Origin of the sequence: Streptomyces hygroscopicus, from assembly GCF_026168105.1 — a bacterium.
Taxonomy (GTDB): domain Bacteria; phylum Actinomycetota; class Actinomycetes; order Streptomycetales; family Streptomycetaceae; genus Streptomyces; species Streptomyces hygroscopicus_D.
Window position 1 is genome coordinate 83,413 of sequence record NZ_LBMW01000027.1, and the last position, 22,440, is coordinate 105,852.

Genomic DNA, 22,440 nt, shown 5'->3' on the forward strand with positions numbered 1-22,440 from the left:
GAGAACCAGGGGTGGACACTCCGTTCACCATTCTGGAGCCTGCCGCGGTGCCCGCTGCGTCGGGCTCCACCTTCGCGTACGGTATCGGATCCGCCGTCGGGCGACCCGGCATCGAAGGGGTGAAGGGGACTCCGCGTCCCGCCCTCGGAGGCTCGGGTTCCCGGACGCGCCCCCTTCACAACCGATGCGCCGCCCCCGTGGGTGTGGCCCCCCGCGTGTCGAGCAGCAACTGGGCCTTCACCGACAGGCCCTGGAGGTCGTAGGTGCGGTGCTGCTGGAGCAGGACCGTCAGGTCGGCGCAGGCGGCGGCCTCGTAGAGCGAATCCGCGCGCGGGATCGGGCGGTCGAGGACGCTCCATGCCGGGACGTGCGGGTCGTGGTAGCTGATGGACGCGCCCAGCTCCATCAGACGCAGGGCGATCTCGTGCGCGGGGGAGCCCTGCTGATCGGCGAGGTCAGGTTTGTAGGTCACGCCCAGCAGCAGGACGCGGGCGCCACGGGCCGACTTGCCGTGCTCGTTCAGGAGGGTGGCGGCGCGCTGGACGACGTACTGCGGCATGTGGCTGTTGACCTGCTGCGCCAGTTCGACCATGCGCAGGGTGCGCCCGGTCAGCCCCGCCAGGTCCTGGGGGACGGCATGGCCGCCGACGCCGGGGCCGGGGCGGAAGGCCTGGAAGCCGAACGGTTTGCTCTCCGCGCAGCGGACGACGTCCCACAGGTCGATTCCCAGGTCGTGGCAGAGCACCGCCATCTCGTTGACCAGGGCGATATTGACCTGCCGGTAGTTCGTCTCCAGGACCTGCACGGTCTCCGCCTCGCGCGGTCCACGCGCGCGTACCACCTTGTCGGTGAGGCGCCCGTAGAAGGCGGCGGCCGATTCGGTGCAGGCGGGAGTCAGGCCACCGATGACCTTGGGGGTGTTGGCGGCCCCGAAGTCGCGGTTGCCCGGGTCGACGCGGCTCGGCGAGCAGGCGAGGTGGAAGTCGCGTCCCGCCCGCAGTCCGGAGCCCTCTTCGAGGAGAGGGCGCAGGAAGTCCTCCGTGGTGCCGGGAGGCACTGGCGACTCCAGGACCACGGTGGTGTGCGGGCGCAACCGCTCGGCGAGGGTGCGCGCGGCCGACTCCACCTGGGTGAGGTCGAGCGCGCCGTCGGCCCCGCGCGGGGCGGGGGCGCAGATGACGGCGGTGCGGACGCGGCCGAGTTCCGCGGGGTTGGTGGTCGGCCGGAAGCCCTGCGCGAGCATCCGGCGCAGTTCGGCGGCGGTGAGGGAGCCGGCCTCCGGCCCCGTCCGGTACCCGAGGGTGGAGATGCCTGCGGCGACGGCGGCCTGGGCGAGGGGCAGGCCGAGATGACCTAGTCCGATGACGGCGAGATCTGCGGGCATGGAGTGGGCCGTCCTTCCCATTAACCGACGCGGGAGAGGTGCGCAAGCGCTGTGGACAGAATGAGCGAGTGCAATGTCAGACTAAGAGTAAATATGACCGATTTGCGGGATTGATCGGCTCGGTTTCCCTGAGTGTTGTCCACAGGCCGCGGCTGCGTGGTGGCCGAACCCGGGCATCCCGGTCAGACTTTGGGAATGGGGGTTTGTGAATCGGGCTTCGCCTGACGGGTGTGGCCGGCGCGATCGAGCGGGAGGCAGCGGTGAGGACAGCGGCACTGGGGCCGGCGCAGCGCGCCGAGTCACTGGCGGGCATGGCCGAGCGCGAGCTGGACGTGCTCGTCGTGGGCGGAGGAGTGGTCGGCGCGGGCACCGCACTGGACGCCGCCACACGCGGTCTGTCCACGGGCCTGGTCGAGGCACGTGACTGGGCGTCGGGTACGTCGAGCAGGTCCAGCAAGCTGATACACGGCGGCCTGCGCTATCTGGAGATGCTCGACTTCGCACTGGTGCGCGAGGCATTGAAGGAGCGCGGGCTGCTGCTGGAGCGCCTGGCGCCCCATCTCGTGAAGCCGGTTCCGTTCCTGTATCCGCTGCAGCACAAGGGCTGGGAGCGGTTGTACGCAGGCTCGGGCGTCGCGCTCTACGACACCATGTCGATGGCGCGCGGTCACGGCCGGGGTCTGCCGATGCACCGTCACCTGACCCGGCGCCATGCCCTTGACGTCGCCCCCTGCTTGAAGAAGGACGCACTGGTCGGCGCGCTGCAGTACTACGACGCACAGGTGGACGACGCCCGCTATGTGGCGACCCTGGTGCGCACCGCCGCGTGGTACGGCGCGAAGGTCGCCAACCGCGCGCGTGTCACGGGTTTCCTGCGCGAGGGGGAGCGGGTCGTCGGGGCCACGGTCCAGGACGTGGAGACGGGCGGGCAGTACGAGATCCACGCCCAGCAGGTCGTGAACGCGACGGGGGTGTGGACCGACGACACCCAGGCGATGGTGGGCGAGCGGGGCCAGTTCCACGTACGGGCGTCCAAGGGCATCCACCTGGTCGTGCCCAAGGACCGGATCCACTCCACGACGGGCCTGATCCTGCGGACCGAGAAGTCCGTCCTCTTCGTCATACCCTGGGGCCGGCACTGGATCATCGGCACGACCGACACGGACTGGAACCTCGACAAGGCGCACCCCGCCGCCTCCAGCGCGGACATCGACTACCTGCTGGACCATCTGAACTCGGTCCTGGCGGTGCCGCTCACGCGCGACGACGTTGAGGGTGTGTACGCGGGGCTCAGACCCCTGCTCGCCGGGGAGTCGGACGCCACCAGCAAGCTGTCGCGCGAGCACATCGTGGCGCATCCGGTGCCCGGTCTCGTGGTCGTGGCGGGCGGGAAGTACACGACGTACCGGGTGATGGCCAAGGACGCCGTCGACGAGGCCGTGCACGCTCTGGACCGGCGCGTGGCCGACAGCGTCACCGAGGACATCCCGGTCCTGGGCGCCGAGGGCTATCTGGCGATGTGGAACGCGCGGGCGCGCATAGCGGCGCGCACCGGGCTGCACGTGGTGCGGGTGGAACACCTGCTGAACCGTTACGGGGCGCTGGTGGACGAATTGCTCGACCTGATCGCGGCCGATCCCTCGCTGGGGCGGCCCCTCCAGGCGGCCGACGACTATCTGCGGGCCGAGGTGGTGTACGCCGCCTCGCACGAGGGCGCGCGGCACCTCGACGACGTGCTGACCCGTAGGACACGCATCTCCATCGAGACGTTCGACCGCGGTACGCGCAGCGCCCGGGAGGCGGCCGAGCTGATGGCGCCGGTGCTCGGCTGGGACAAGGACCATGTCGAGCGCGAGATCGCACACTACGAGAAGCGGGTGGAGGCGGAGCGGGAGTCGCAGCGCCAGCCCGACGATCTGACGGCGGACGCGGCGCGGTTGGGGGCGCCGGACATCGTGCCGCTGTAGGCGTGCCGGAGTCGGGCGGTTCCACCGCCCGGCCGTCGGCCGGAGGGGGGCGCCGCCCTCCGACGGAGGGGTTCGCCGCCGTCGGCCGGGGCGGTTCCGCCTCCGATCGGTGACCGGGCGCCCGGAGGTCCCTGGGTCGACTTCACCCGAATGAGTGTCGGTTCCCGGGATCTCCGTTCGGAACCGGCTCGTTCTACGAGGTGCGGGGGCAGAACTCGGCAGTGAGCAGGTCCCGTTCGAGACCGTTGTCCGCGAACCCGTCCGTGTTCACCCGGAAGGTGAGGACACGATGGCCGTCGAGGGTGGCTGCGGTGCGCACGTAGCTGCCGGAGATCCGGCCGTTGTGCCCCCACACCGTGGTGCCGCACGGAAGCCTCACCGGAGTCAGGCCCATGCCGTACGCCCCATGTGCGGTACGGGTGTCGAGCATCTCGCGCAGCCAGCGCGGGGGCAGCAGCCTGCCGCCCAGCAGCGCCGCGTAGAAGCGGTCCAGGTCGGCGAGCGTGGTCACCAGCTCACCCGCCGCGCCGGCCACGCGCGGGTCGAGCGAGGTGACGTCGGATCCGTCGGCGGCGTAGGCGCGGCCGTGCGGCGAGGGAAGCGCGGTGCGGGCTCCGGGGAAGGAGGTGCCCGTCAGGCGGAGGGGAGTGATGATGCGGCGCTCGGCCTCGACGGCGTACGAGTGACCGGTGACCTGCTGGATGACCATGCCGAGCAGCACGTAGTTGGTGCTGGAGTACGAGAAGCGGCCACGAGCGGCCGGAGGGAGGGCCAGTGCGATGCGTACGGCCTGAAGCGGGGTCAGGGGTGCGGTGCCCTTGGTGAGCGCGGTGAAGTCGGCCAGACCGCTGGTGTGGGTGAGCAGGGCGCGCAGGGTCAGCGCGCGGCCGTCGTCGTCGGTCCCGCGGACAAGCCCCGGCAGATGGTCCTCCACCGAATCCGACAGGGACAGCCTGTGCTCGGCGGCCAGTTGCAGCACGACCGTCGCGATGAAGGTCTTGGTGATGCTGCCGGCACGGAAGTGGTCGGCGGCCGCGATGCCCCGACCGGCGCGCGCGAAGTATCTGCCCGTGGCCTCCCGGGCCAGAAGCGCCGCGGCAGGAGCCCTTCCCCGGGTGACGAGCAGCGGGAGCACGGTGTCAGCGGCCGGGACCTCGGGGGCCTGGGAGGCGCCCAGAGCGAATCCGAGCAGGGCCAGGCACATCGGTGCGGCCGGCAGGTTCCGGCGTGTCCGGCGCAGCGGCATCGGAGTCCTTCCTTGTCCCGGCTCATCATGGCGGAAGGGGCTCTGAACGGGCCGGGCGGGGCCGAGCGGCCGAATCATGGGGCACCCTGGGCGTTGGGCGGTCCGTGCGTGAGAGACAATGGAGGCTCTGTCAGGGCGGGTTGCATGAGGGGACGCATGTCGGAGGCGGAGCGGGCGGGGACATCCCGTCAGGACAAGAGCGAACGTCTCCTCGCCGGGCGGTACCGGCTGGGAGACGTACTCGGCCGCGGCGGCATGGGCACGGTGTGGCGGGCCGAGGACGAGACCCTCGGCCGTACGGTCGCCGTCAAGGAGCTGCGGTTCCCGTCCAGCATCGACGAGGACGAGAAGCGCCGGCTCATCACGCGCACGCTGCGGGAGGCCAAGGCGATCGCCCGGATCCGCAACAACGGCGCGGTGACGGTCTTCGACGTGGTGCACGAGGACGACCGGCCCTGGATCGTGATGGAGCTGATCGAGGGCAAGTCGCTCGCAGAGGTCATCCGTGAGGACGGCCTGCTCGAGCCGAGGCGTGCCGCCGAGGTCGGGCTCGCGATCCTCGACGTGCTGCGCGCCGCGCACCGCGAGGGCATCCTGCACCGCGACGTGAAGCCGTCGAACGTGCTGATCGCCGAGGACGGCCGGGTCGTGCTCACCGACTTCGGCATCGCGCAGGTCGAGGGCGACCCGTCCATCACGTCCACCGGCATGCTCGTCGGTGCCCCGTCCTACATCTCGCCGGAGCGGGCGCGCGGTCACAAGCCCGGCCGGGCGGCGGACCTCTGGTCGCTCGGCGGTCTGCTCTACGCGGCGGTCGAGGGCGTGCCGCCGTACGACAAGGGCTCGGCGATCGCGACCCTGACCGCGGTGATGACCGAGCCGGTCGAGGAGCCGAAGAACGCGGGCCCGTTGAAGACCGTCATCTACGGGCTGCTCGCCAAGGACCCGCAGCAGCGGCTGGACGACCAGGGCGCGCGGGCGCTGCTCGACGAGGTCATCCACGCACCCGATCCCAAGGAGGAGGTGCCGGCGGACGCGACGCGGGTCGTGGCGTTGCCGCCGGTGCCGCCGGAGGAGTCCTCGGGCAAGGGGACCGCGGGCGCCGGGGCCAAGCGGGGCGAGGAGGCCGCCGAGCGGTTGCGCGGGGCACTGCGGTCCGTGCGCAAGGCCGCGGCGTCGGCGGGTGCGGCCACGGCCGCCGCGGCGACGGCCGCACGGACCAAGCCGTCCGGCTCCGGTACCGCGGAGACCGCCGAGGGCACGGCGTCCGCGAGCGCCGACGCGACCGCGGGCGGAGACTCCGGTGGGTCCGGTGGGTCCGGTGGGTCCGGTGGGTCCGGTGGGTCCGGTGGGTCCGGTGGGTCCGGTGGGTCCGCTGCGTCCGGTGCCGCCGGTACGGACCGCTCGGGAGGCGCGTCGGCGGGTACGCGGGACAACACCGCTGCCGTCGAATCGAACTCCGGTTCCTCGAAGTCGCGTTCGGGATGGCCCGTCGTTCCGGACCCGGACAGGCCGCCGCGGCCGGTGCCGCCGCCCCGGGCGCCGCTCACCGACGTGGTGCCCAAGCGGACCATGGTGATCATCGCCGTCGTGGTGGTGGTGCTCGTGGTGCTCGGCACCGTGCTCGCCCTCATCTTCAACGGTGACGACGGCGGTTCGCAGGGCAGCAACAAGCACGGCACCAAGGCCGCCGCGTCCGGCGGCCCGACCGCCGGGAGTGGCGGCAAGGGCAGCGGCGGCGGTTCGCACACGGACAGCGGCAGCGGGAGCGCGAACGCGACGAACAGGTCGGGCGGGCAGGGCACGGCGGGCAGTTCACCGGCCGCGAGCGCGAGTTCCGGCGCGTCGGGCGGCGCCGGCGCGGTGACGACGTACAAGGGCGGTCAGGGGTACTCGATAGGGCTGCCCGCGGGCTGGAAGTACCAGTCGTCGGACGACGCGGGGGACCGCTTCACCGGCCCCGACGGGCAGCGGCTGCTCGTCGCCTGGACCTCCACGCCCAAGGGCGACCCGGTGGCGGACTGGACGAGCCAGGAGCGCTACATGGGGCGCGCCCAGTACAAGCGGATCCGCATCGAGAAGGTGGACTACCGGGGCTGGAACACGGCCGACTGGGAGTTCAGCTATGCCGACAGCGGCACCGCCTACCGGGTGATCGACCGCGGATTCGTCGTCAACCCGCACCAGGGCTACGGGCTGATGTACTCGGCGAAGGCCGCCGACTGGGACGGCGATCTGCGCACCAACACCTGGAAGACGCTGACCCAGACCTTCCAGCCGAAGTCGTGACGTACCGAGCGCCGAACCGACGTTCCGCGCGCTCGTGTCACGGGGAGATATGACATCCCCGGGTTGCAGGTTGCCTCCGGCACGTATCGTGAGGGACTGCGGACCGTGCGCAGCCGGAACGGGGCGCAATTCGAACGGAGTTGACCAGCCGGGCGACCGGGGGAGGCATCGTGGAGGACTATGCGGGACGGGTACTCGCCGACCGCTACCGCCTGCCGCTGTCGTCCGCCGACGAATACGAACTCGCCGAGACCCGCGCCTTCGACACCTACAGCGGGCAGGAAGTCCTGGTGCGGCAGGTGCCGTTGCCCGAGGTCGTCGAGGCGGAGGTGCTCGACGCGGACGGGCTGCCCGAGGGGTTCGTGGCCCGGGACGGCCGGGCCCGCGGTTCCTCGGCGCGGGCCACGGCCACACGCCGGCCCACCGACCCGGCCGTGCGGCGCGCGATCGAGGCCGCGCAGGCCGCCGCGCAGATACCCGACCACCCCCGGCTGGACCAGGTCTTCGACGTGTTCGCCGAGGGCGGCTCGCTGTGGATCGTGAGCGAACTGGTGGCCGCGCAGCCGCTGGCGGCGCTGCTCGCGGAGAAGCCGCTGACGCCGTACCGCGCGGCCGAGGTCGCCTCCGACGTCCTGATGGCCTTGCGGGTGCTGCACGCCCACGGCTGGGTGCACCGCAACATCACCGCGCGCACGGTGCTCGTCTGCGAAGACGGCCGTGTGGTGCTCACGGGCCTGGCGGCCGGAGCCGCGGAGGAAGCACTGTGCGGCTACGACCCGGTGCCGGTAGGGGAGTTCGAGAACGGTGGCGATACCAGGGATCCGGGCGGGGACACCGCGGGGCTCCGGCCCGACGGGCCCGGGCGCACCGGTGCGGGCGGCAGCGACCGGGGCGGCCTCGCGGGTAAGGGCCCGGGCGGGGCCATGACCGGGACGTTCGAGACCACGGGCGGGGCCTCGCGGGGCACGGATCCCGAGGCCGCGCGGCGCGCCGCGATCCAGGCGCGGGCGAAGGGCACGGTGCCGGCCGGGAGTACACCCGTCGGTGGAGTGCCCGCCCTGGCGTCCCGCGCGCTCGAGTCGGCCGAGGACGTACGGGCGGCACGGGCCGGAGCGATCGCGGCGTACCGGGCCGGGGCGCGGGCCGCGGCGCGGGTGCAGGAGGAACAGCGCGGCGCCCGGTCGGCGTTGCCCGCTCCCCGCCCGTCCGACACCGCCGCCGCACCACCGTCGCAGGCCCCCGGGCAGGAGAGCGAGCGCCACCGCGGCACGCCGCCGCCGGGACAGATCGCCGACCCGTACGGAGCGAGCCGTACGCACTCCTGGCACGGCGCGGTACCACGCCCCGCGGCGCCCGTCGCCGACGGCCACGGCCGTACCACGCTGCCCGACGGCACATCCGCACCCCAGGGCGACGGCAGCCGTCCGTACGGAAACGGGGGGCCCGGGGTGGTCGGCGGTCCGTACGGAAACGGGGCGTCCGGCGCGAGCGGCGGCCCGTACGAGCAAGCGGCACAGGCCACGCCCGGGGCCGAGGGCGCCGCCTCCACCGCCCCGTGGAACCATCGCGGCCCCGCCACCGCCCTCGCCGCCGAGCGGGCGCGGCAGGCGCGGATGACCGTCGTCGGGCCCGTCACCGAGCGGTGGGCGCCCGAGCAGGCCGGGCCCGTGCACGAGAACTGGCGGCTGGCCCCGCCGATCGGTCCCGCCACCGACCTCTGGGCGCTGGGCGCGCTGCTTTTCCGGGCCGTGCAGGGGCACGCGCCGTACCCCGAGGAGAGCACCGCGGAGCTGGTCCAGCTCGTCTGCGCCGAACCGCCCGCGTTCGCGGAGGAGTGCGGGCCGCTGCGCCCGGTCGTGGAGTCGTTGCTGCGTCAGGATCCGACCGAGCGGCTCGACTTCGAGGAGCTGCGCGGCTGGCTGCGTTCCCTCGTCCGGTCCGCGCCCGAGCCGGAGGCGGGCGCGCATGTCGTCGCGGCGCCACCCGTCGACCCGCGCCGGCTGCCGATCGTGCGGCGCCGCGGCGAACTGGTCCGCAGGCGCCGTGCCGGACTGCCCGCGACCACACACGCCCGGCACAGGCGCGCCAAGGAGGACGGCCCGCACAAGCCCCGGAGGCTCGGCCGCACCCTGCTCCTGCTGATCCTGCTCGCGCTGGCCGCGGCGATCGCGTACGCCATGGCGTTCTTGCCGAAGGTCCAGTCGAGCGACGGCAGCGGAAGCGGTACGACGACGGAGCGCACCGGCGCCGCCGGGGACGTCGGCCCCGCCCCGCAGCAGTCCGCCTCGGGCGGCTCACACCAGCCCGGCCAGGGCACCTCCAACGGTCCCCCGCCGTCGGCCGGTTCCCCGCAGACGCAGACGAGCGACTCCCAGGTCGCGCGGGGCTTCACCCTGCGCACGGACCCCGAGGGATTCCGCATCGCGGTCGCCGACGGATGGGACCGCTCATCGAAGAACGGACAGGGTCAGATCGTCTACTCCCAGGGGGACTTCCAGCTCATCGTCGCACCTGGACGTGACAGCGCGGGCACGTACGGCAGCGATCCGCTGACGTACCAGCGGGAGTCGGAGCCCGAACTGCAGCCGTTCCGCGACTCCAGCTGGGCCACCTCCAGCGGAATGCGACGCATCGACGTGGGCGGACGGACCATGGCCGAGGGTCAGTTCACCTGGACGGACAGCAGCGGGCGTGCCCTGTTCGTACGCAACCTCGCCCTTCTCGTCGGCGGCCGCTACCACGTGGTGCAGCTGCGCGGCCCCGACGCCGAACGCGACGAGGTGACCCGGCTGTTCGAGCAGGCGGAGCAGACCTACCGGACGACCGGCTGATCCGCCCGCCCCCGAAGGCCGCTCACGGAGCGTCCGATTGCGCTGTGTGTGCGGTGTTTCCGTCCCGTACGAGGAAGGGAGAACCGTCACAGTGCGGTCTCCGTGCGACCCCGCCGGTTCCCTGTGCGGGAGCCGCTCTTTAATCTGACCTCGTCAAGAACATTGCGGGGAAACGTGAATCAGATGCAGGGCCTGCTCCTCGCGGGCCGCTACCGGCTTGTCGACTCCATCGGCAGCGGCGGCATGGGCCGGGTGTGGCGCGCCCACGACGAGGTGCTGCACCGGGCGGTCGCCATCAAGGAACTGACGGCCGCACTGTACGTCACGGAGAGTGACCGTCCCGTGCTGCTCGCCCGGACCCACGCCGAGGCCAGGGCGGCCGCGCGCATCAACCACTCGGCCGTGGTCACGGTCCACGACGTCCTGGAGCACGACAACCGGCCGTGGATCGTGATGGAGTTGGTGGAGGGCGGTTCGCTGGCCGACGCGGTCAAGGAGCGCGGCCGCATCGAGCCCGCCGAGGCCGCGCGCATCGGGCTGTGGGTGCTGCGCGCCCTGCGTGCCGCGCACTCGGCGGGAGTTCTGCACCGTGATGTGAAGCCCGGTAACGTCCTGCTCGCCGCCGACGGGCGCGTCCTGATCACCGACTTCGGGATCGCGCAGGTCGAGGGCGACACGACCATCACCCGAACCGGGGAGATCGTCGGGTCCGTCGACTACCTGGCGCCCGAACGCGTCCGCGGCCACGACCCGGGCCCGGCCTCCGACGTGTGGGCGCTGGGCGCCACCCTGTACACGGCGGTGGAGGGCAGGTCGCCGTTCCGGCGGACCTCGCCGCTGACCACCATGCAGGCCGTCGTCGACGAGGAGCCCGAGCCGCCGCAGTTCGCGGGCGCCCTGGAGCCGGTGATCGCGGCGCTGCTGCGCAAGGACCCCGCGCAGCGGCCCGGCGCCGCCGAGCTCGAGCAGATGCTGGCCGAGGCCGCGGAGGGGCGGCGGCCCAGGGCGGCACAGGAGTACGTGGCTACGCAGCACGTGGATGTGTCGGCCGAGCGGGACACGACCACGCACGTACCGCGTCCCCGGGAGGCGCGCGAGCCGGAAACGGCCGGCGGCACCCTGTACCAGCCCGCCCCGCCGCCGGCGCCCCGCAAACGCCGCCGGGGCCGCACGGTCGCGCTCGTCCTTGCGGTGGCCGCGGTGGTCGGCGCGGCGGGCGCGGTGGCCATCAACCACTTCGCGGGCCGGGGTACCGGCACCGCGTCCGCGTCCGCCACCACGCCGCCCCCCACGCCCACGCCCACGCCAAGCAGCACCGCGCAGCAGGACGAGAGCATCCCCGACGGCTGGGTGCGCAAAAAGGATCCCGCAGGCTTCAGCCTGGTCCTGCCCGGCGAGCAGTGGAAGCGGAAGGTCTACGACGCCTCCCAGACCGACTACACGCCCGACGGCGGCAAACACTTCATCCGTGTCGCGGTCGACACCTCACCCGACTTCGACGACGCGTACTCGCACCAGCTCGACCTGGAACAGCAGCTCCAGCGGCTGGTCGGCTACAAGCGGGTGACCCTGCAGAAGAACATCTACCGCGACCGCCCCGGCTCCCTGTGGGAGTACACATGGACAGCGCTGGCCAAGGACACACCGTTCCCCGGGCCGCGTCACGCCGTCGAGGAGACGTACTTCGCCCGCGACGGCGTCGAGTACGCCATCTACATGTCGGGCCCCGCCACGGACTGGAAGACCCTGCACGAGCAGTTCGACGTGGTGCTGCGGGGGTGGCGTCAGCAGTCGGGGTGACGGGTCCGCACCTCCGCCCTCCGTGCGCCTCCACGGCTTGCTCGTACGCCCCCGAGCTCCGCTCGCACGCCCCCTGTACGCCCACGTACGTCACTTGTCGGCCACCCTCGGGACGGCGTTCCGGGGGGTTCTCGTCCGGTGCGGCATGATGGGGCGCATGGGGACCGAGGGGGAGAACGTCCGCGTCATCGCCGGGCGTTACCGGCTGGAGGAGCGGATCGGGCGGGGCGGCATGGGCCTCGTCTGGCGGGCTGCCGACCAGTTGCTCGGCCGTCAGGTGGCGGTCAAGGAACTCGTTCTCGACCCCTCGCTCTCCGCCGAGGAGGCCCGGCTGCAGCGCGAGCGCACCCTCCGCGAGGCGCGTGCGGTGGCGCAGTTGCGGCATCCGCACATCATCGTCGTCCACGACGTCGTCGAGGACGACGAACGACCGTACATCGTGATGGAACTGATCGACGGCGGCTCGCTCGCCGAACGCATCGCCGGGCGCGGCCCCGTAGACGCCCGTGAGGCCGCCCGCATCGGCATCGACCTGCTGGGCGCGCTGCGCCGCGCGCACGGTGCGGGCGTGCTGCACCGCGACCTCAAACCCGCGAACGTCCTGATGGAGGCGGGCACCGACCGCGTCGTCCTCACCGACTTCGGCATCGCTCAGGTCGCCGGCGCGACGACACTCACCGAGAGCGGCTCCTTCGTCGGCTCGCCCGAGTACACCGCGCCCGAGCGGATGTCCGGGGAGCGGACCGGCCCCGAGTCCGATCTGTGGTCGCTCGGCGCACTGCTGTGTGCGGTGCTGAGCGGGGAATCGCCCTTCCGGCGCGATTCGCTCGGGGGGATCCTGCACGCCGTGGTCGTCGACGAGATCCGTCCGCCCGTGCAGGCACAGCCGATCCTGCCCGTCGTACGAGGGCTGCTGGAGCGCGATCCCGAGCGGCGGCTGGACGCGGCGGAGGCCGAGCGACTGCTGCGGGAGTTCCTGGACACGGGACGTACGCCGCGGGCGCCTGTGGCGTACACGCCGACGCAACGGGACGTGCCCCGGCGCGCGGTGCCGCCGCCGGAGGTGCCCGAGGCCCCGACCCCGCCCGCGGCCCTCGCGTCGCGGTCCTCCCGCCACTCCGCGCGGGGCGTGCTCATCGCGGCTGCACTCGTCGCGGCCATGGCGGGCGCGGGAGTCTCGGCGGCGGCGCTCCTGATGCGTGAAGGCGGCAACGGGAGCCGGACGCCGGCGAGTTCCGGGCCTTCGAGTCCCTCGGCGAGCCCCTCCCGCCCGTCGGCTCCCGGAGCCACGGTGACGGTGACGCGTCCGCCGACCACGGTGCCGGCGTCGGCCACGTCCCGTACGGTGCCTTCGGGGTACCGGCTGACGCACGACCCGGACCGGTTCTCGCTCGCCGTGCCCGACGGGTTCACCCGCAGTCCGCAGGGCGAGCGGATCTTCTACATGTCGCCGGGGGAAACCTTCCGCATCGGCATCAAGATGTCGGACCCGGAGCCGGGGGGTCCGCTCGCGGTCATGCGGCGCTCGGACGCCGACGGGCCGGCCAACAACCCGGGTTACCACGACGGCCGGGTCACCGAGACCTCCCACAACGGAAACCCGGCCGCGCTCTGGGAGTTCACCTGGAACGGCTTCACCGCCGCCGAGGGCCCCCGGCACACCTACGACCTGTGCTGGGAGGAGGGCGACCGCATGTACGACGTGTGGGTGTCGGCGCCGGTCGGGAAGGAACAGGAGTCGAAGGAGTACTTCGACGTGGCGGTCGGCACGTTCGTACCGGGCTGAAAGGGAGATTCAGGGGCGCGGCGGGTCACGGGTCTGTGACCGGTTCGCGGCGGAGGTGGCTGACGAGCGCCCGGCGCGATAAGCATGAACGCATGAGCAGCCACGGGGGAGGCCCTTCCCGCTCCGACGAGCCGACAAGTTTCGGACTGCAACCGCCGCGACCGGGTGTGCCGTACCCGGGAAACCCGTACGCCCGGCCGCAGTCGGCGCCGACGGATCCCCAGCCGTCGCAGGCGGATCCCGCGTCGGCACAGAAGGACCCCGCGCCCGCGCAGAAGCACCTTCAGTCCCCCGCGGTCCTCACCCAGACCGTGCCCGAGACGCCCGGGGACCCGGGGGCAGGGCGGCTCGTCGCCGGGCGCTACCGGCTGCTCGAGAAGCTCGGCCACGGCGGTATGGGCACGGTGTGGCGGGCCAAGGACGAGACGATGGACCGCGAGGTGGCGGTCAAGGAACCGAGGATCCCCGATCACCTTCCCGAGCGCGAACAGGCCAACGCCTATGAGCGGATGCGCCGCGAGGCCCGGGCCGCGGCCCGCCTCGACCACCCCGCGGTGGTGAACGTGCACGACGTCGCGGTGGTGGACGGCAGACCGTGGATCGTGATGGAGCTGGTGCACGGCCGCTCCCTGGGCGATGTGCTCCAGGAGGGCACGCTCGGCGCGCGCGAGGCGGCGCGCATCGGACTGGAGGTGCTCGGCGCCCTGGAGGCCGCGCACGCGGCGGGCATCCTGCACCGTGATGTGAAGCCCGACAACGTCCTGCTGGGCCGTCATGAGCGCGTCGTCCTCACCGACTTCGGCATCGCACAGATCGAGGGCGAGACCAGCCTTACGGACACGGGCGGCTTCGTCGGCTCGCCCGAGTACATCGCCCCGGAACGCGTGCTGGGCCGGCGCCCCGATCCGGCGTCGGACCTGTGGTCGCTGGGCGTGGTGCTGTACGCGGCGACGGAGGGCGTCTCGCCGTTCCGCCGCACCAACACGCCCGCCACGCTCCAGTCGGTCCTGCACTCCACCCCGGCGGCCCCCGCCTCGGCCGGCGGCCCGCTCGCCGACGCCATCAACGGGCTGCTGAACAAGGACCCGGCGCACCGTCCGACCGCGGCCGAGGTCCGGGAGCTGCTGGAGAAGGCGGCCCGGCCGCCGCAGCCGGCCCGGCCCGTGCCACCGGCCCTCCCCGGTGCGCGGGGCATCCGCCTCGGCCGCGGGGCGCTGATCGGTATCGGTGCGGCGGTCGTCGCGCTGGCGGTGGCGGCGTACCTGGTTGTCGCGGACCCGTTCGCGGGGCCGTTGCCGGGCGGCTGGACCACGCGTCAGGAGAAGGCGCTGGGCGTGACGCTCGCGGTGCCCGCCGACTACCAGGTGGGCCGGCCCAAGCAGGACGCCTCCGACAAGAACTGGGTGACGTACACCGACTGGAGCGGCAGCATCTCGATCGGCCTGCACCTGACGAAGAAGTCCGAGGACTCCGGCCATCAGATCAAGGACTCGTCGGCGGCCGAGATGTACGCGGACAACGGCGAGTTCAAGGACAGCGGAGCCTACGAGTTCAACATGCCCAAGGGGCCGGGGACACACCCGGAGCAGACCACGTACCACGGCAAGGAGGCCGCTCAGAACACCGTCGTCTACACGACCGACGACAGCCAGGCCCCGCGCCCCCGCGAGCTGAGGATCTTCTACTACAAGGACTCCCGGGGCAACATGTACCGGCTGACGGTCGACTACCCCGGCAAGGGTGACTTCACGGATCGCGGCCGCGAGGTGGCGAGGACGGCGATCGCGAACCTGGGCATCGACACGCTCTAGCCGCCGCGGGTGCGGGGTGCGCGCGGACCCGGCACCCGAACCCGGGGCCGTTTCGTCGCCGAGCCGGGACCGGCCCCCGACAACGTCCTGATCAGCCGATTTGCTGCCAGCAGTCACTGGCGCGGTGTGGACACCCGGTGAAGGCGCATTACCGACGGGTACCCAAACGCTCCGCCCCCGCATACTCTGCGCCTCATGACGGACTCGCAGGCCCCGGAGAAGGCCACAGACAGGACCGGTACGGGCACGGTCGGCACCAACCCCCTTGCGCCCGCCCCCGCCGGCGTCCGCACCGCCGTCGACGTGGTCACGCCGGAGCTGGTCGCCCAGCTCGGCAAGGGCGTGGTCGGCTCCGGCCGCACCGCCAACCACACGCCGTTCACCGGCGGAAAGCTGGCCGACCTGCCCGAGTCCACACCCGAGGACGTGGCGGAGGCGTTCAGGCGGGCCCGCGCGGCGCAGTCGGTCTGGGCCGCGACCCCGGTACGCCAACGCGCCGCCGTGCTGCTCCGCTTCCACGACCTGGTGCTCGCCCGCCAGGCCGAGGTGCTCGACCTGATCCAGTTGGAGACCGGCAAGGCGCGCCTCCACGCCCACGAGGAGGTGCAGGCCGTCGCCGTCGCCGCCCGGCACTACGGCCGCAAGGCTCCCTCGTATCTGAGGCCCAAGCGGCACACGGGTGCCGTGCCGACGCTCACCCGGGTCACCGAACTGCGCCACCCGCGCGGTGTCGTCGGCCAGATAGCCCCCTGGAACTACCCGCTCGAACTGTCGGTCGGGGACGCGCTCCCGGCCTTCGTCGCGGGCAACGCCGTCGTGATGAAGCCGGACACGGAGACGTGCCTGACCGCGCTGTGGGCGCGTGACCTGCTGATCGAGGCCGGGCTGCCCGCCGACGTCTTCCAGGTCGTCATCGGCGAGGGCCCGGTCGTCGGCCCTGAGGTCGTCCGGCACGCCGACTATGTCTCCTTCACCGGTTCCACCCGCACCGGCCGTGAGGTCGCCCAGGGTGCGGCCGCCCGTCTCGTCGGCGTCTCGCTCGAACTCGGCGGCAAGAACGCCATGCTCGTCCTGGAGGACGCGGACATCGAGAAGGCGGCGGCCGGTGCCGTCCGCGCCTGCTTCTCGTCCGCGGGCCAGCTGTGCATCTCCATCGAGCGGCTGTATGTGCACGAGTCGATCGCGGACGCCTTCGTGGAGCGGTTCGCGGCCCGGACCAGGGCCATGCGGCTGGGCACCTCCCTCGCGTACGGCGCGGACATGGGGTCCCTGGTCGGCGAGCGGCAGCTGGAGACCGTGACCCGGCACGTCGAGGAGGCTGTGGCCAAGGGCGCAAAGGTCCTGACCGGCGGGGTCGCCCGCCCCGACGTCGGTCCGTACTTCTACGAGCCCACCATCCTCGACGGCGTCGAGGCGCCGATGCCGGTGTGCGCGGAGGAGACCTTCGGCCCGGTCGTGTCGATCTACCGCTTCTCGACAGAGGACGAGGCGATCGAGCGCGCCAACGCCACGCCGTACGGACTGAATTCCTCGGTCTGGACGAAGGACGGCCGACGCGGCCGCCAGGTCGCCGCCCGACTGCGTACCGGCACGGTCAACGTCAACGAGGGCTACGCACCCGCGTACGGCAGCGCCCAGTCCCCGATGGGCGGCATGAAGGACTCCGGCCTCGGCCGCCGACACGGCTCCGAGGGCATCCTCAAGTACACGGAGGCCCAGACCGTCGCCCACCAGCGGCTGCTGCCGATGGCACCGTCGCTGGGCATGGACGACGAGAAGTACGCGGCCTTCATGAGCCGCAGTCTCAGGGCCATGAAGGCATTCCGGCTCCGCTAGAGCGCCCCGGCAGGAGCGCGGGACAGCCGCGTGATGCGGCCCGCGCGGCGAGGGCGCGAGCAACCAGCGACGACCCGCAGGCACACACTCAACGAGGAGACGCACGTGCCACAGGACGGCTACGACTACGACGTCATCGTCGTGGGTTCCGGCTTCGGCGGATCGGTCACCGCCCTGCGGCTGACCGAGAAGGGCTACCGCGTCGGAGTCCTGGAAGCGGGCCGCCGCTTCACCCGCGACTCCCTCCCCAAGAACTCCTGGGACCTGAAGAACTACCTGTGGGCGCCCGCCCTCGGCATGTACGGCATCCAGCGCATCCATCTGCTGGGCAATGTGATGGTGCTCGCGGGCGCCGGGGTCGGCGGCGGCTCCCTCAACTACGCCAACACCCTCTACGTTCCGCCGAAGGCGTTCTTCGACGACCCGCAGTGGAAGGAGATCACCGACTGGCAGGAGGAACTGAACCCGTACTACGACCAGGCGCGGCGCATGCTGGGCGTGCGGCTCAACCCGACCATGACGCCCTCGGACGTCCACCTCAAGGCGGCCGCCGAGCGCATGGGCGTGGGCGACACCTTCCACATGGCGCCGGTCGGCGTCTTCTTCGGGGACGGCGTCGATGCCGACGGTGCGGCAAGGGGCCGGCCCGGCGAGGAGGTTCAGGACCCTTACTTCGGCGGTGCCGGGCCGGCCCGCCGGGCGTGTACCGAGTGCGGCGAGTGCATGACGGGATGCCGTCACGGGGCGAAGAACACCCTCAACGAGAACTATCTCCACCTCGCGGAGAAGGCGGGCGCGGTGGTCCACCCCATGACGACGGTCGTGGCGGTCACGGACGACTCGCAGGGCGGGTACGCCGTCTCGACCCTGCCGACCGACAGGAAGCGCAAGGGCGAGGGGCGGGTCTTCAAGGCGAGGCGGGTCGTCCTCGCGGCGGGCACGTACGGCACGCAGACGCTGCTGCACCGCATGAAGACGAACGGCCAGCTTCCGTACATCTCGGACCGGCTGGGTGAACTGACCCGTACCAACTCCGAGGCGGTGGTGGGCGCGCAGACGGACAACCGCCGCTACCGCAGGGCGCACGGCACGGAGAAGGCCGACTTCACGCAGGGCGTCGCGATCACGTCCTCGATCCACCCGGACGAGAACACGCACATCGAGCCGGTGCGCTACGGCAAGGGATCGAACGCGATGGGAGGCTTGTCGATCCTCCAGGTCCCGTACGCGGAGGGCTCCTCCCGGGTCCTGGCCTGGCTGGCGAACGCGGCGAGGCACCCGTTGCTCCTGGTCCGTTCCCTCTCCAACCGCCGCTGGTCGGAGCGGACCATCATCGGTCTGGTCATGCAGTCGCTGGACAACTCCCTGACGACGTACCTGAAGCCGACGGGTCCCGGCAAGGGGCTGCTGACGGCGCGCCAGGGTCATGGCGCCCCCAACCCGAAGCAGATCAGGGCCGCTTCTCAGGCGGCGTCCGCGATCGCCGCCGAGATCAATGGCTTCGCGGGGAGCAACGTGGGCGAACTGATGGGCACTCCGCTGACCGCGCACTTCCTCGGCGGCTGCCCGATCGGCGCCTCGCGCGAGACAGGAGTGATCGACCCGTACCACCGGCTCTACGGCCACCCCGGCATCTCGGTGGTCGACGGCGCGGCGGTGTCGGCGAACCTGGGCGTCAACCCTTCGCTGACGATCACCGCCCAGGCCGAACGGGCGATGTCGTACTGGCCCAACAAGGGGGAGGCGGACTCGCGTCCGGCGCAGGGGACGGCGTACGAACGCCTCAAGCCGGTGGAGCCGAGGAACCCGGCGGTCCCGGCGGAGGCGTTCGGGGCACTGCGGCTGCCGTTCCTGGGGATGCCTGCGGTGCCGCCGAAGAAGTGACGCGCACCCGGGTGCCGTATGAGCGCTCCTGGGTGCCGTACGCGCGCACCAGGTGCCGTGTGCGCGCCCCCATGGAAGAAGGACCTGTGCCCCCCTCCGAGCTCAGGTCCTTCTTCCTGGTGCGAGGCGCGCGGGGCGCCTGACGCAGTCCGTGCGGTGGCAGAGCCTTACGCGGCCTGACCACCCGTCTTCCGGCGCCGCACCGCGAACACGACACCGCCGCCGGCGACGACGGCGACACCGCCGACCAGGGCGATGGTCGGGAGCGCGGAGGAGGAACCGGTGGAGGCGAGGCTGCCGGTGGCCGGGATCTCGCCGGCGCCGCCCTGCGGCTTCTTGCCGCCGGCCGGCTCCGGGCCCTTGCCGGGCTTGGCCTGGCCCGGGTTGTCGTTGGCGGTGCCCGGCTTGAGGACGGTGAACGTGTAGTAGTCGAACGCGTTGTGCACGCAGTTCTTCGCCTGGTCCACGTATCCGCCCAGGCCCACGTTGTAGCCCTGGCCGGCGGGGGCCTTCGCGGTGATGTCGACCCGCAGCTTGATGGCGACCGTCTGCTTGGGGCCCAGCTCCGTCTCACCGAAGTAGAAGCCGTTGCCGACCTCGTCCGCGATGGACTCCCAGGCCTTGGTCTTGGGGTTGAAGTACTCGAGCACGGCGTAGGTGCTCAGCCAGTCCTTCTCGTTCTCGCTCGCCGTGTCGTTGTCGACGATCGCGAGCCAGTTCACCTCGCCGAGGGACTGGTTGCTGTGGTTGGCCGCGGTCAGCGTGAAGGGGTGCCAGCCGCTTCCCGCCACGATCTTGCCCGGCAGACCGGAGACGGAGATGGTGAGCTGGGAGTCCGGGTCGACCTCGTCCATGGTGCAGGGCGTCGGCTCGGCGGTGGGCGTCGAGCCGGCGGACGGGGTGGCCGACGTGCTCGCCGAGCCGGACGGCTTGCCCGTCGGCGTCGAGGGCGTCGTCGCCGACGAGGACGCCGACGTGGACGCGCCACCGGCGGGAGTCGTCGAGGCGGCGGCCCCGGGAGTGAGGTCGGTCGGTGAGCCGGTGCCCGCGGTCTCGCTCGCGGAGGCGGAGGACGACGGGTCCGCGGCGAACGCAGCCGGTGCCGACAGCAGCGCAAGCGGGGCTATGGCGGCCGTCGCCGCCGCGGCGGCCAGGGCACGACGAAGCTTCATGAAGACCTCGAAAAATCCGGTGCGCCGCGGAGCGCGGCGCATGCAAGGGGGGAGGCCTCCGCGTGTGGGGCGCGGGTGTGGCCCATGATTCGGTAGGTGTGACCTGCGGAACCTGTGAAGGGTTGTAAGACATTCACAGGTTCTTTATGTGGCCTGAGTCACATGTGAGTGCGACTTGTGAACGGCCTTCCGGTGCCCGTAGAACTGACAGTCGTGTCTGATCAGCACCCGGAGGAGCCCGCGCTTCCCGACGACGTCTGGGAGCGGTTCGCCCGCGACACCGAGCACGACATCCGAGCCTCCGCGCCGAAGGAACCGTCCGCGCGGGCGCGCATGGTGACCCAGCGGCTGCGGCAACAGGACGCACAGGGCGTACGCCCCGTCGGCTGGCGCGCGCCCCCGGCCGCTGCCCGCCGTCCGCGCGGTCGCGCATGGACGGTGCTCGGCCTGCTCCTGGCGCTCGCCGTCGCCGTCGTGGCCATGAAGCCGTCGCTGATACCCGGCGATCCCTTCGGCGACCGCTCCACCGCGGACTCGCCCGCCGAACTGCCCGCCGAGACCGCCCGTCCCAGCGCCCCGCCCTCCAGCGCGGCCCCGGACACCCCGACGCTCGACCATCCTTTCGCCGGCTCCCCGGCCCTGCGCTGGGCGGACGGCGAGTCCGGGATCGTGCTGCCCCCGGCCGAGGCGGTCGGTTCGCTGACGAAGGCCCAGGTCGCCACAGCCCTGCAGGAGACGAAGACCCTGCTGGTCGACGCGAACCTCAGCCCGAAGACCCTGCTCGGCGGGCGCCCCACGGCGGCGCTGGGCGTGCTGGACCCCAAGCAGTCGCACGTCCTCGCCGACCTGGACCGGTCCCTCGCCGCCCCCGGCGAGAAGTACGACCCGCTGCTGCTCTTCAGCCGCTTCGATCCCGGGGAGGTGCGGCTCGTGGGCAAGGTCGTGAAGGTCCGCGGCCGTATCACCTTCGCCCGCGGCGAGAACGCCTCGGCCGCCTCGGTCCGCGTCCACGCCGACTACACCTTCGTCTACCCGCTGTCCCGGGCCGACTCGACCGAGGTGGCCCGCACGATCGTGCGCCGCGTCGTCGACACCGAACTGGCCGACCCCGCGCAGTACACGGTCACACCCGGCAGGCTCCAGCTCGTGCGCTACGACGAATCCGCGGGCAACTCGGCCTGCGGCATCCACGACGGCTTCCTGCATCCGCAGTTCTCCTCGGCGACTGCGACGGGGGCCCCTGCGCCGGGCCCGACGACAGACCCGTACGACCGCAGCCGGGACCTGGTCCAGGGAGACAGCCGACTGTGCGGCACGGTCTCGCGCACCTGACGAACGCCTGCGAAAGACATGCCAGGGGTCTTTCGCCAAAGGCACGCGAAGGGCATGCGAAGGGCCCCGCGGCGGGGGTCCCGCTCGGCCTGGCCGAGGTGCGGGGTTCCGCGGGGCCCTTCTCCGTCAGCACCGACGTCAGGGCAGCGTCGGTGCCCGGGGAGCGGCGCCGGGGGGGTGCGCCGCTTGTCCCGTGTGACCACCGGTGGTGCGCCCGGCGTGCTCGGGAACGCGCGTGGTGTCGACCACTGGCAATCGGGTGCGGGAGCGATGCGGTTGTGCCGGGGGCGAGAGGGTGTCCGGATCTGTACTGCTGATGTCGACGGACTGTCCTCGCATCGTGCTGGACGGGTCACGGCCTCCGCAACCGTTTCGACCACCCTTGGAACAGTTCCGCCGGTCGGCCCCGGGCGTCCCCGGGGCCGACCGCTTTCTGGGTGACCGGGCTGCTGTCCCCTGCCGTCCGGTCACAACCCTGGAGCGAGGTCCCACGACGCACAGCACGACCCGTACGCCTCATCGCCCCAGCGGAGCCACGCGTGGTTCTTTCGGGCCCGCCCCTGGATGGCACGGACACCGATACCAACGAACCCCGGCGGGCCCCGGTCACGCGCCGTACGGGTGAGGCGCAGGCGAACGTGAGTGCGCCGGACGCCCGTCGCATGCGGCAAGGACCCGATCGGGCGCGGGCCGCACCGTCCTTGTCGTCGTCAGATACGGCCCCGGCACAGCTCGAGCAGGGTCATCGCCAGGGCGGTGCCGGGCTTGCCCAGCGCCTCCCTGTAGTGGCCGAGGACCTCCATCTCGCGGGAGAGGTTCACCCGGCGGCCGCCGGAGGCGATGCGCGCCTCCTGGATCACGGCCGAGACCGCCATGCGTTCCTGGATGAGGCCGATGATGCGGTCGTCGAGGGCGTCGATGCGTTCACGGGCGCCGGAGATCACCCCGGCGGCCTCGGGGGTGCGGGCTCCGGTCTTCTCGGCTGCCGTCTTCTCCGTTGCTGTCGTTTCGGTAGCCGTCGCTTCGGTTGCCGTCGTTGCGGGGGCCGTCTTCTCGGTGGTGGTGGCGGTCATGGCCGGGTCTCCTCGGTGTCGGGATGAGG

At 72.2% G+C, this 22,440-nt stretch carries 13 protein-coding genes; 9 read left to right on the forward strand and 4 right to left on the reverse strand.

The annotated features are described in order from the left end of the window. Nucleotides 1–175 precede the first annotated feature (175 nt). Nucleotides 176–1,384 carry a nucleotide sugar dehydrogenase gene (locus AAW14_RS24575; protein ID WP_265566099.1) on the reverse strand — a complete coding sequence of 403 codons (1,209 nt, stop codon included), beginning with the start codon at nucleotides 1,382–1,384 and terminating at the stop codon, nucleotides 176–178. A 260-nt stretch (nucleotides 1,385–1,644) separates the two neighbouring features. Between AAW14_RS24575 and AAW14_RS24580 the strand changes: the two genes are divergently transcribed. Next, nucleotides 1,645–3,351 (forward strand): glycerol-3-phosphate dehydrogenase/oxidase, encoded by a 1,707-nt coding sequence (locus AAW14_RS24580; protein ID WP_265566100.1) that lies wholly within the window; start codon nucleotides 1,645–1,647, stop codon nucleotides 3,349–3,351. Nucleotides 3,352–3,544: 193 nt separating this feature from the next. Here AAW14_RS24580 and AAW14_RS24585 read toward each other — a convergent pair whose 3' ends face one another. Then, the gene (locus AAW14_RS24585; protein WP_265566101.1) at nucleotides 3,545–4,597 is read right to left on the reverse strand and encodes a serine hydrolase domain-containing protein; all 1,053 of its coding nucleotides are present in this window, start codon (nucleotides 4,595–4,597) and stop codon (nucleotides 3,545–3,547) included. Nucleotides 4,598–4,753: 156 nt separating this feature from the next. On the opposite strand from AAW14_RS24585, the gene AAW14_RS24590 reads away from it, so the two are divergent. From AAW14_RS24590 to AAW14_RS24620, 7 genes are all read left to right on the forward strand, one after another. Continuing rightward, on the forward strand, nucleotides 4,754–6,886 hold the full coding sequence (locus AAW14_RS24590) for a serine/threonine-protein kinase (RefSeq protein WP_265566102.1): 2,133 nt from the start codon (nucleotides 4,754–4,756) through the stop codon (nucleotides 6,884–6,886). A 170-nt stretch (nucleotides 6,887–7,056) separates the two neighbouring features. Continuing rightward, the gene (locus AAW14_RS24595) at nucleotides 7,057–9,717 is read left to right on the forward strand and encodes a protein kinase (RefSeq protein ID WP_265566103.1); all 2,661 of its coding nucleotides are present in this window, start codon (nucleotides 7,057–7,059) and stop codon (nucleotides 9,715–9,717) included. Between the two features lie 183 nt (nucleotides 9,718–9,900). Then, nucleotides 9,901–11,517, forward strand: coding sequence for a serine/threonine-protein kinase (locus AAW14_RS24600; RefSeq protein ID WP_265566119.1), 1,617 nt, complete (start codon nucleotides 9,901–9,903; stop codon nucleotides 11,515–11,517). 157 nt (nucleotides 11,518–11,674) lie between these two features. After that, nucleotides 11,675–13,303 carry a serine/threonine-protein kinase gene (locus tag AAW14_RS24605; protein WP_265566104.1) on the forward strand — a complete coding sequence of 543 codons (1,629 nt, stop codon included), beginning with the start codon at nucleotides 11,675–11,677 and terminating at the stop codon, nucleotides 13,301–13,303. A gap of 92 nt (nucleotides 13,304–13,395) precedes the next feature. Beyond that, entirely contained in the window at nucleotides 13,396–15,114 is a 1,719-nt protein-coding gene (locus AAW14_RS24610; protein WP_265566105.1) for a serine/threonine-protein kinase, read from the forward strand. Nucleotides 15,115–15,309: 195 nt separating this feature from the next. Then, nucleotides 15,310–16,950, forward strand: coding sequence for a succinic semialdehyde dehydrogenase (locus AAW14_RS24615; RefSeq protein ID WP_265566106.1), 1,641 nt, complete (start codon nucleotides 15,310–15,312; stop codon nucleotides 16,948–16,950). A 105-nt stretch (nucleotides 16,951–17,055) separates the two neighbouring features. Beyond that, on the forward strand, nucleotides 17,056–18,834 hold the full coding sequence (locus AAW14_RS24620) for a GMC family oxidoreductase N-terminal domain-containing protein (RefSeq protein WP_265566107.1): 1,779 nt from the start codon (nucleotides 17,056–17,058) through the stop codon (nucleotides 18,832–18,834). A 167-nt stretch (nucleotides 18,835–19,001) separates the two neighbouring features. Here AAW14_RS24620 and AAW14_RS24625 read toward each other — a convergent pair whose 3' ends face one another. Next, nucleotides 19,002–20,006: an LPXTG cell wall anchor domain-containing protein gene (locus AAW14_RS24625; protein ID WP_265566108.1), complete on the reverse strand. Its 1,005-nt coding sequence runs from the start codon at nucleotides 20,004–20,006 to the stop codon at nucleotides 19,002–19,004. Nucleotides 20,007–20,219: 213 nt separating this feature from the next. On the opposite strand from AAW14_RS24625, the gene AAW14_RS24630 reads away from it, so the two are divergent. Continuing rightward, complete coding sequence (locus AAW14_RS24630; RefSeq protein WP_265566109.1) at nucleotides 20,220–21,338, forward strand: hypothetical protein; 1,119 nt, start codon at nucleotides 20,220–20,222, stop codon at nucleotides 21,336–21,338. Between the two features lie 710 nt (nucleotides 21,339–22,048). Here the strand turns inward: AAW14_RS24630 and AAW14_RS24635 are convergent. Beyond that, nucleotides 22,049–22,411, reverse strand: a complete 363-nt coding sequence (locus tag AAW14_RS24635) for a chorismate mutase (protein WP_265566110.1) — start codon at nucleotides 22,409–22,411, stop codon at nucleotides 22,049–22,051. Between the last annotated feature and the right edge of the window lie 29 nt (nucleotides 22,412–22,440).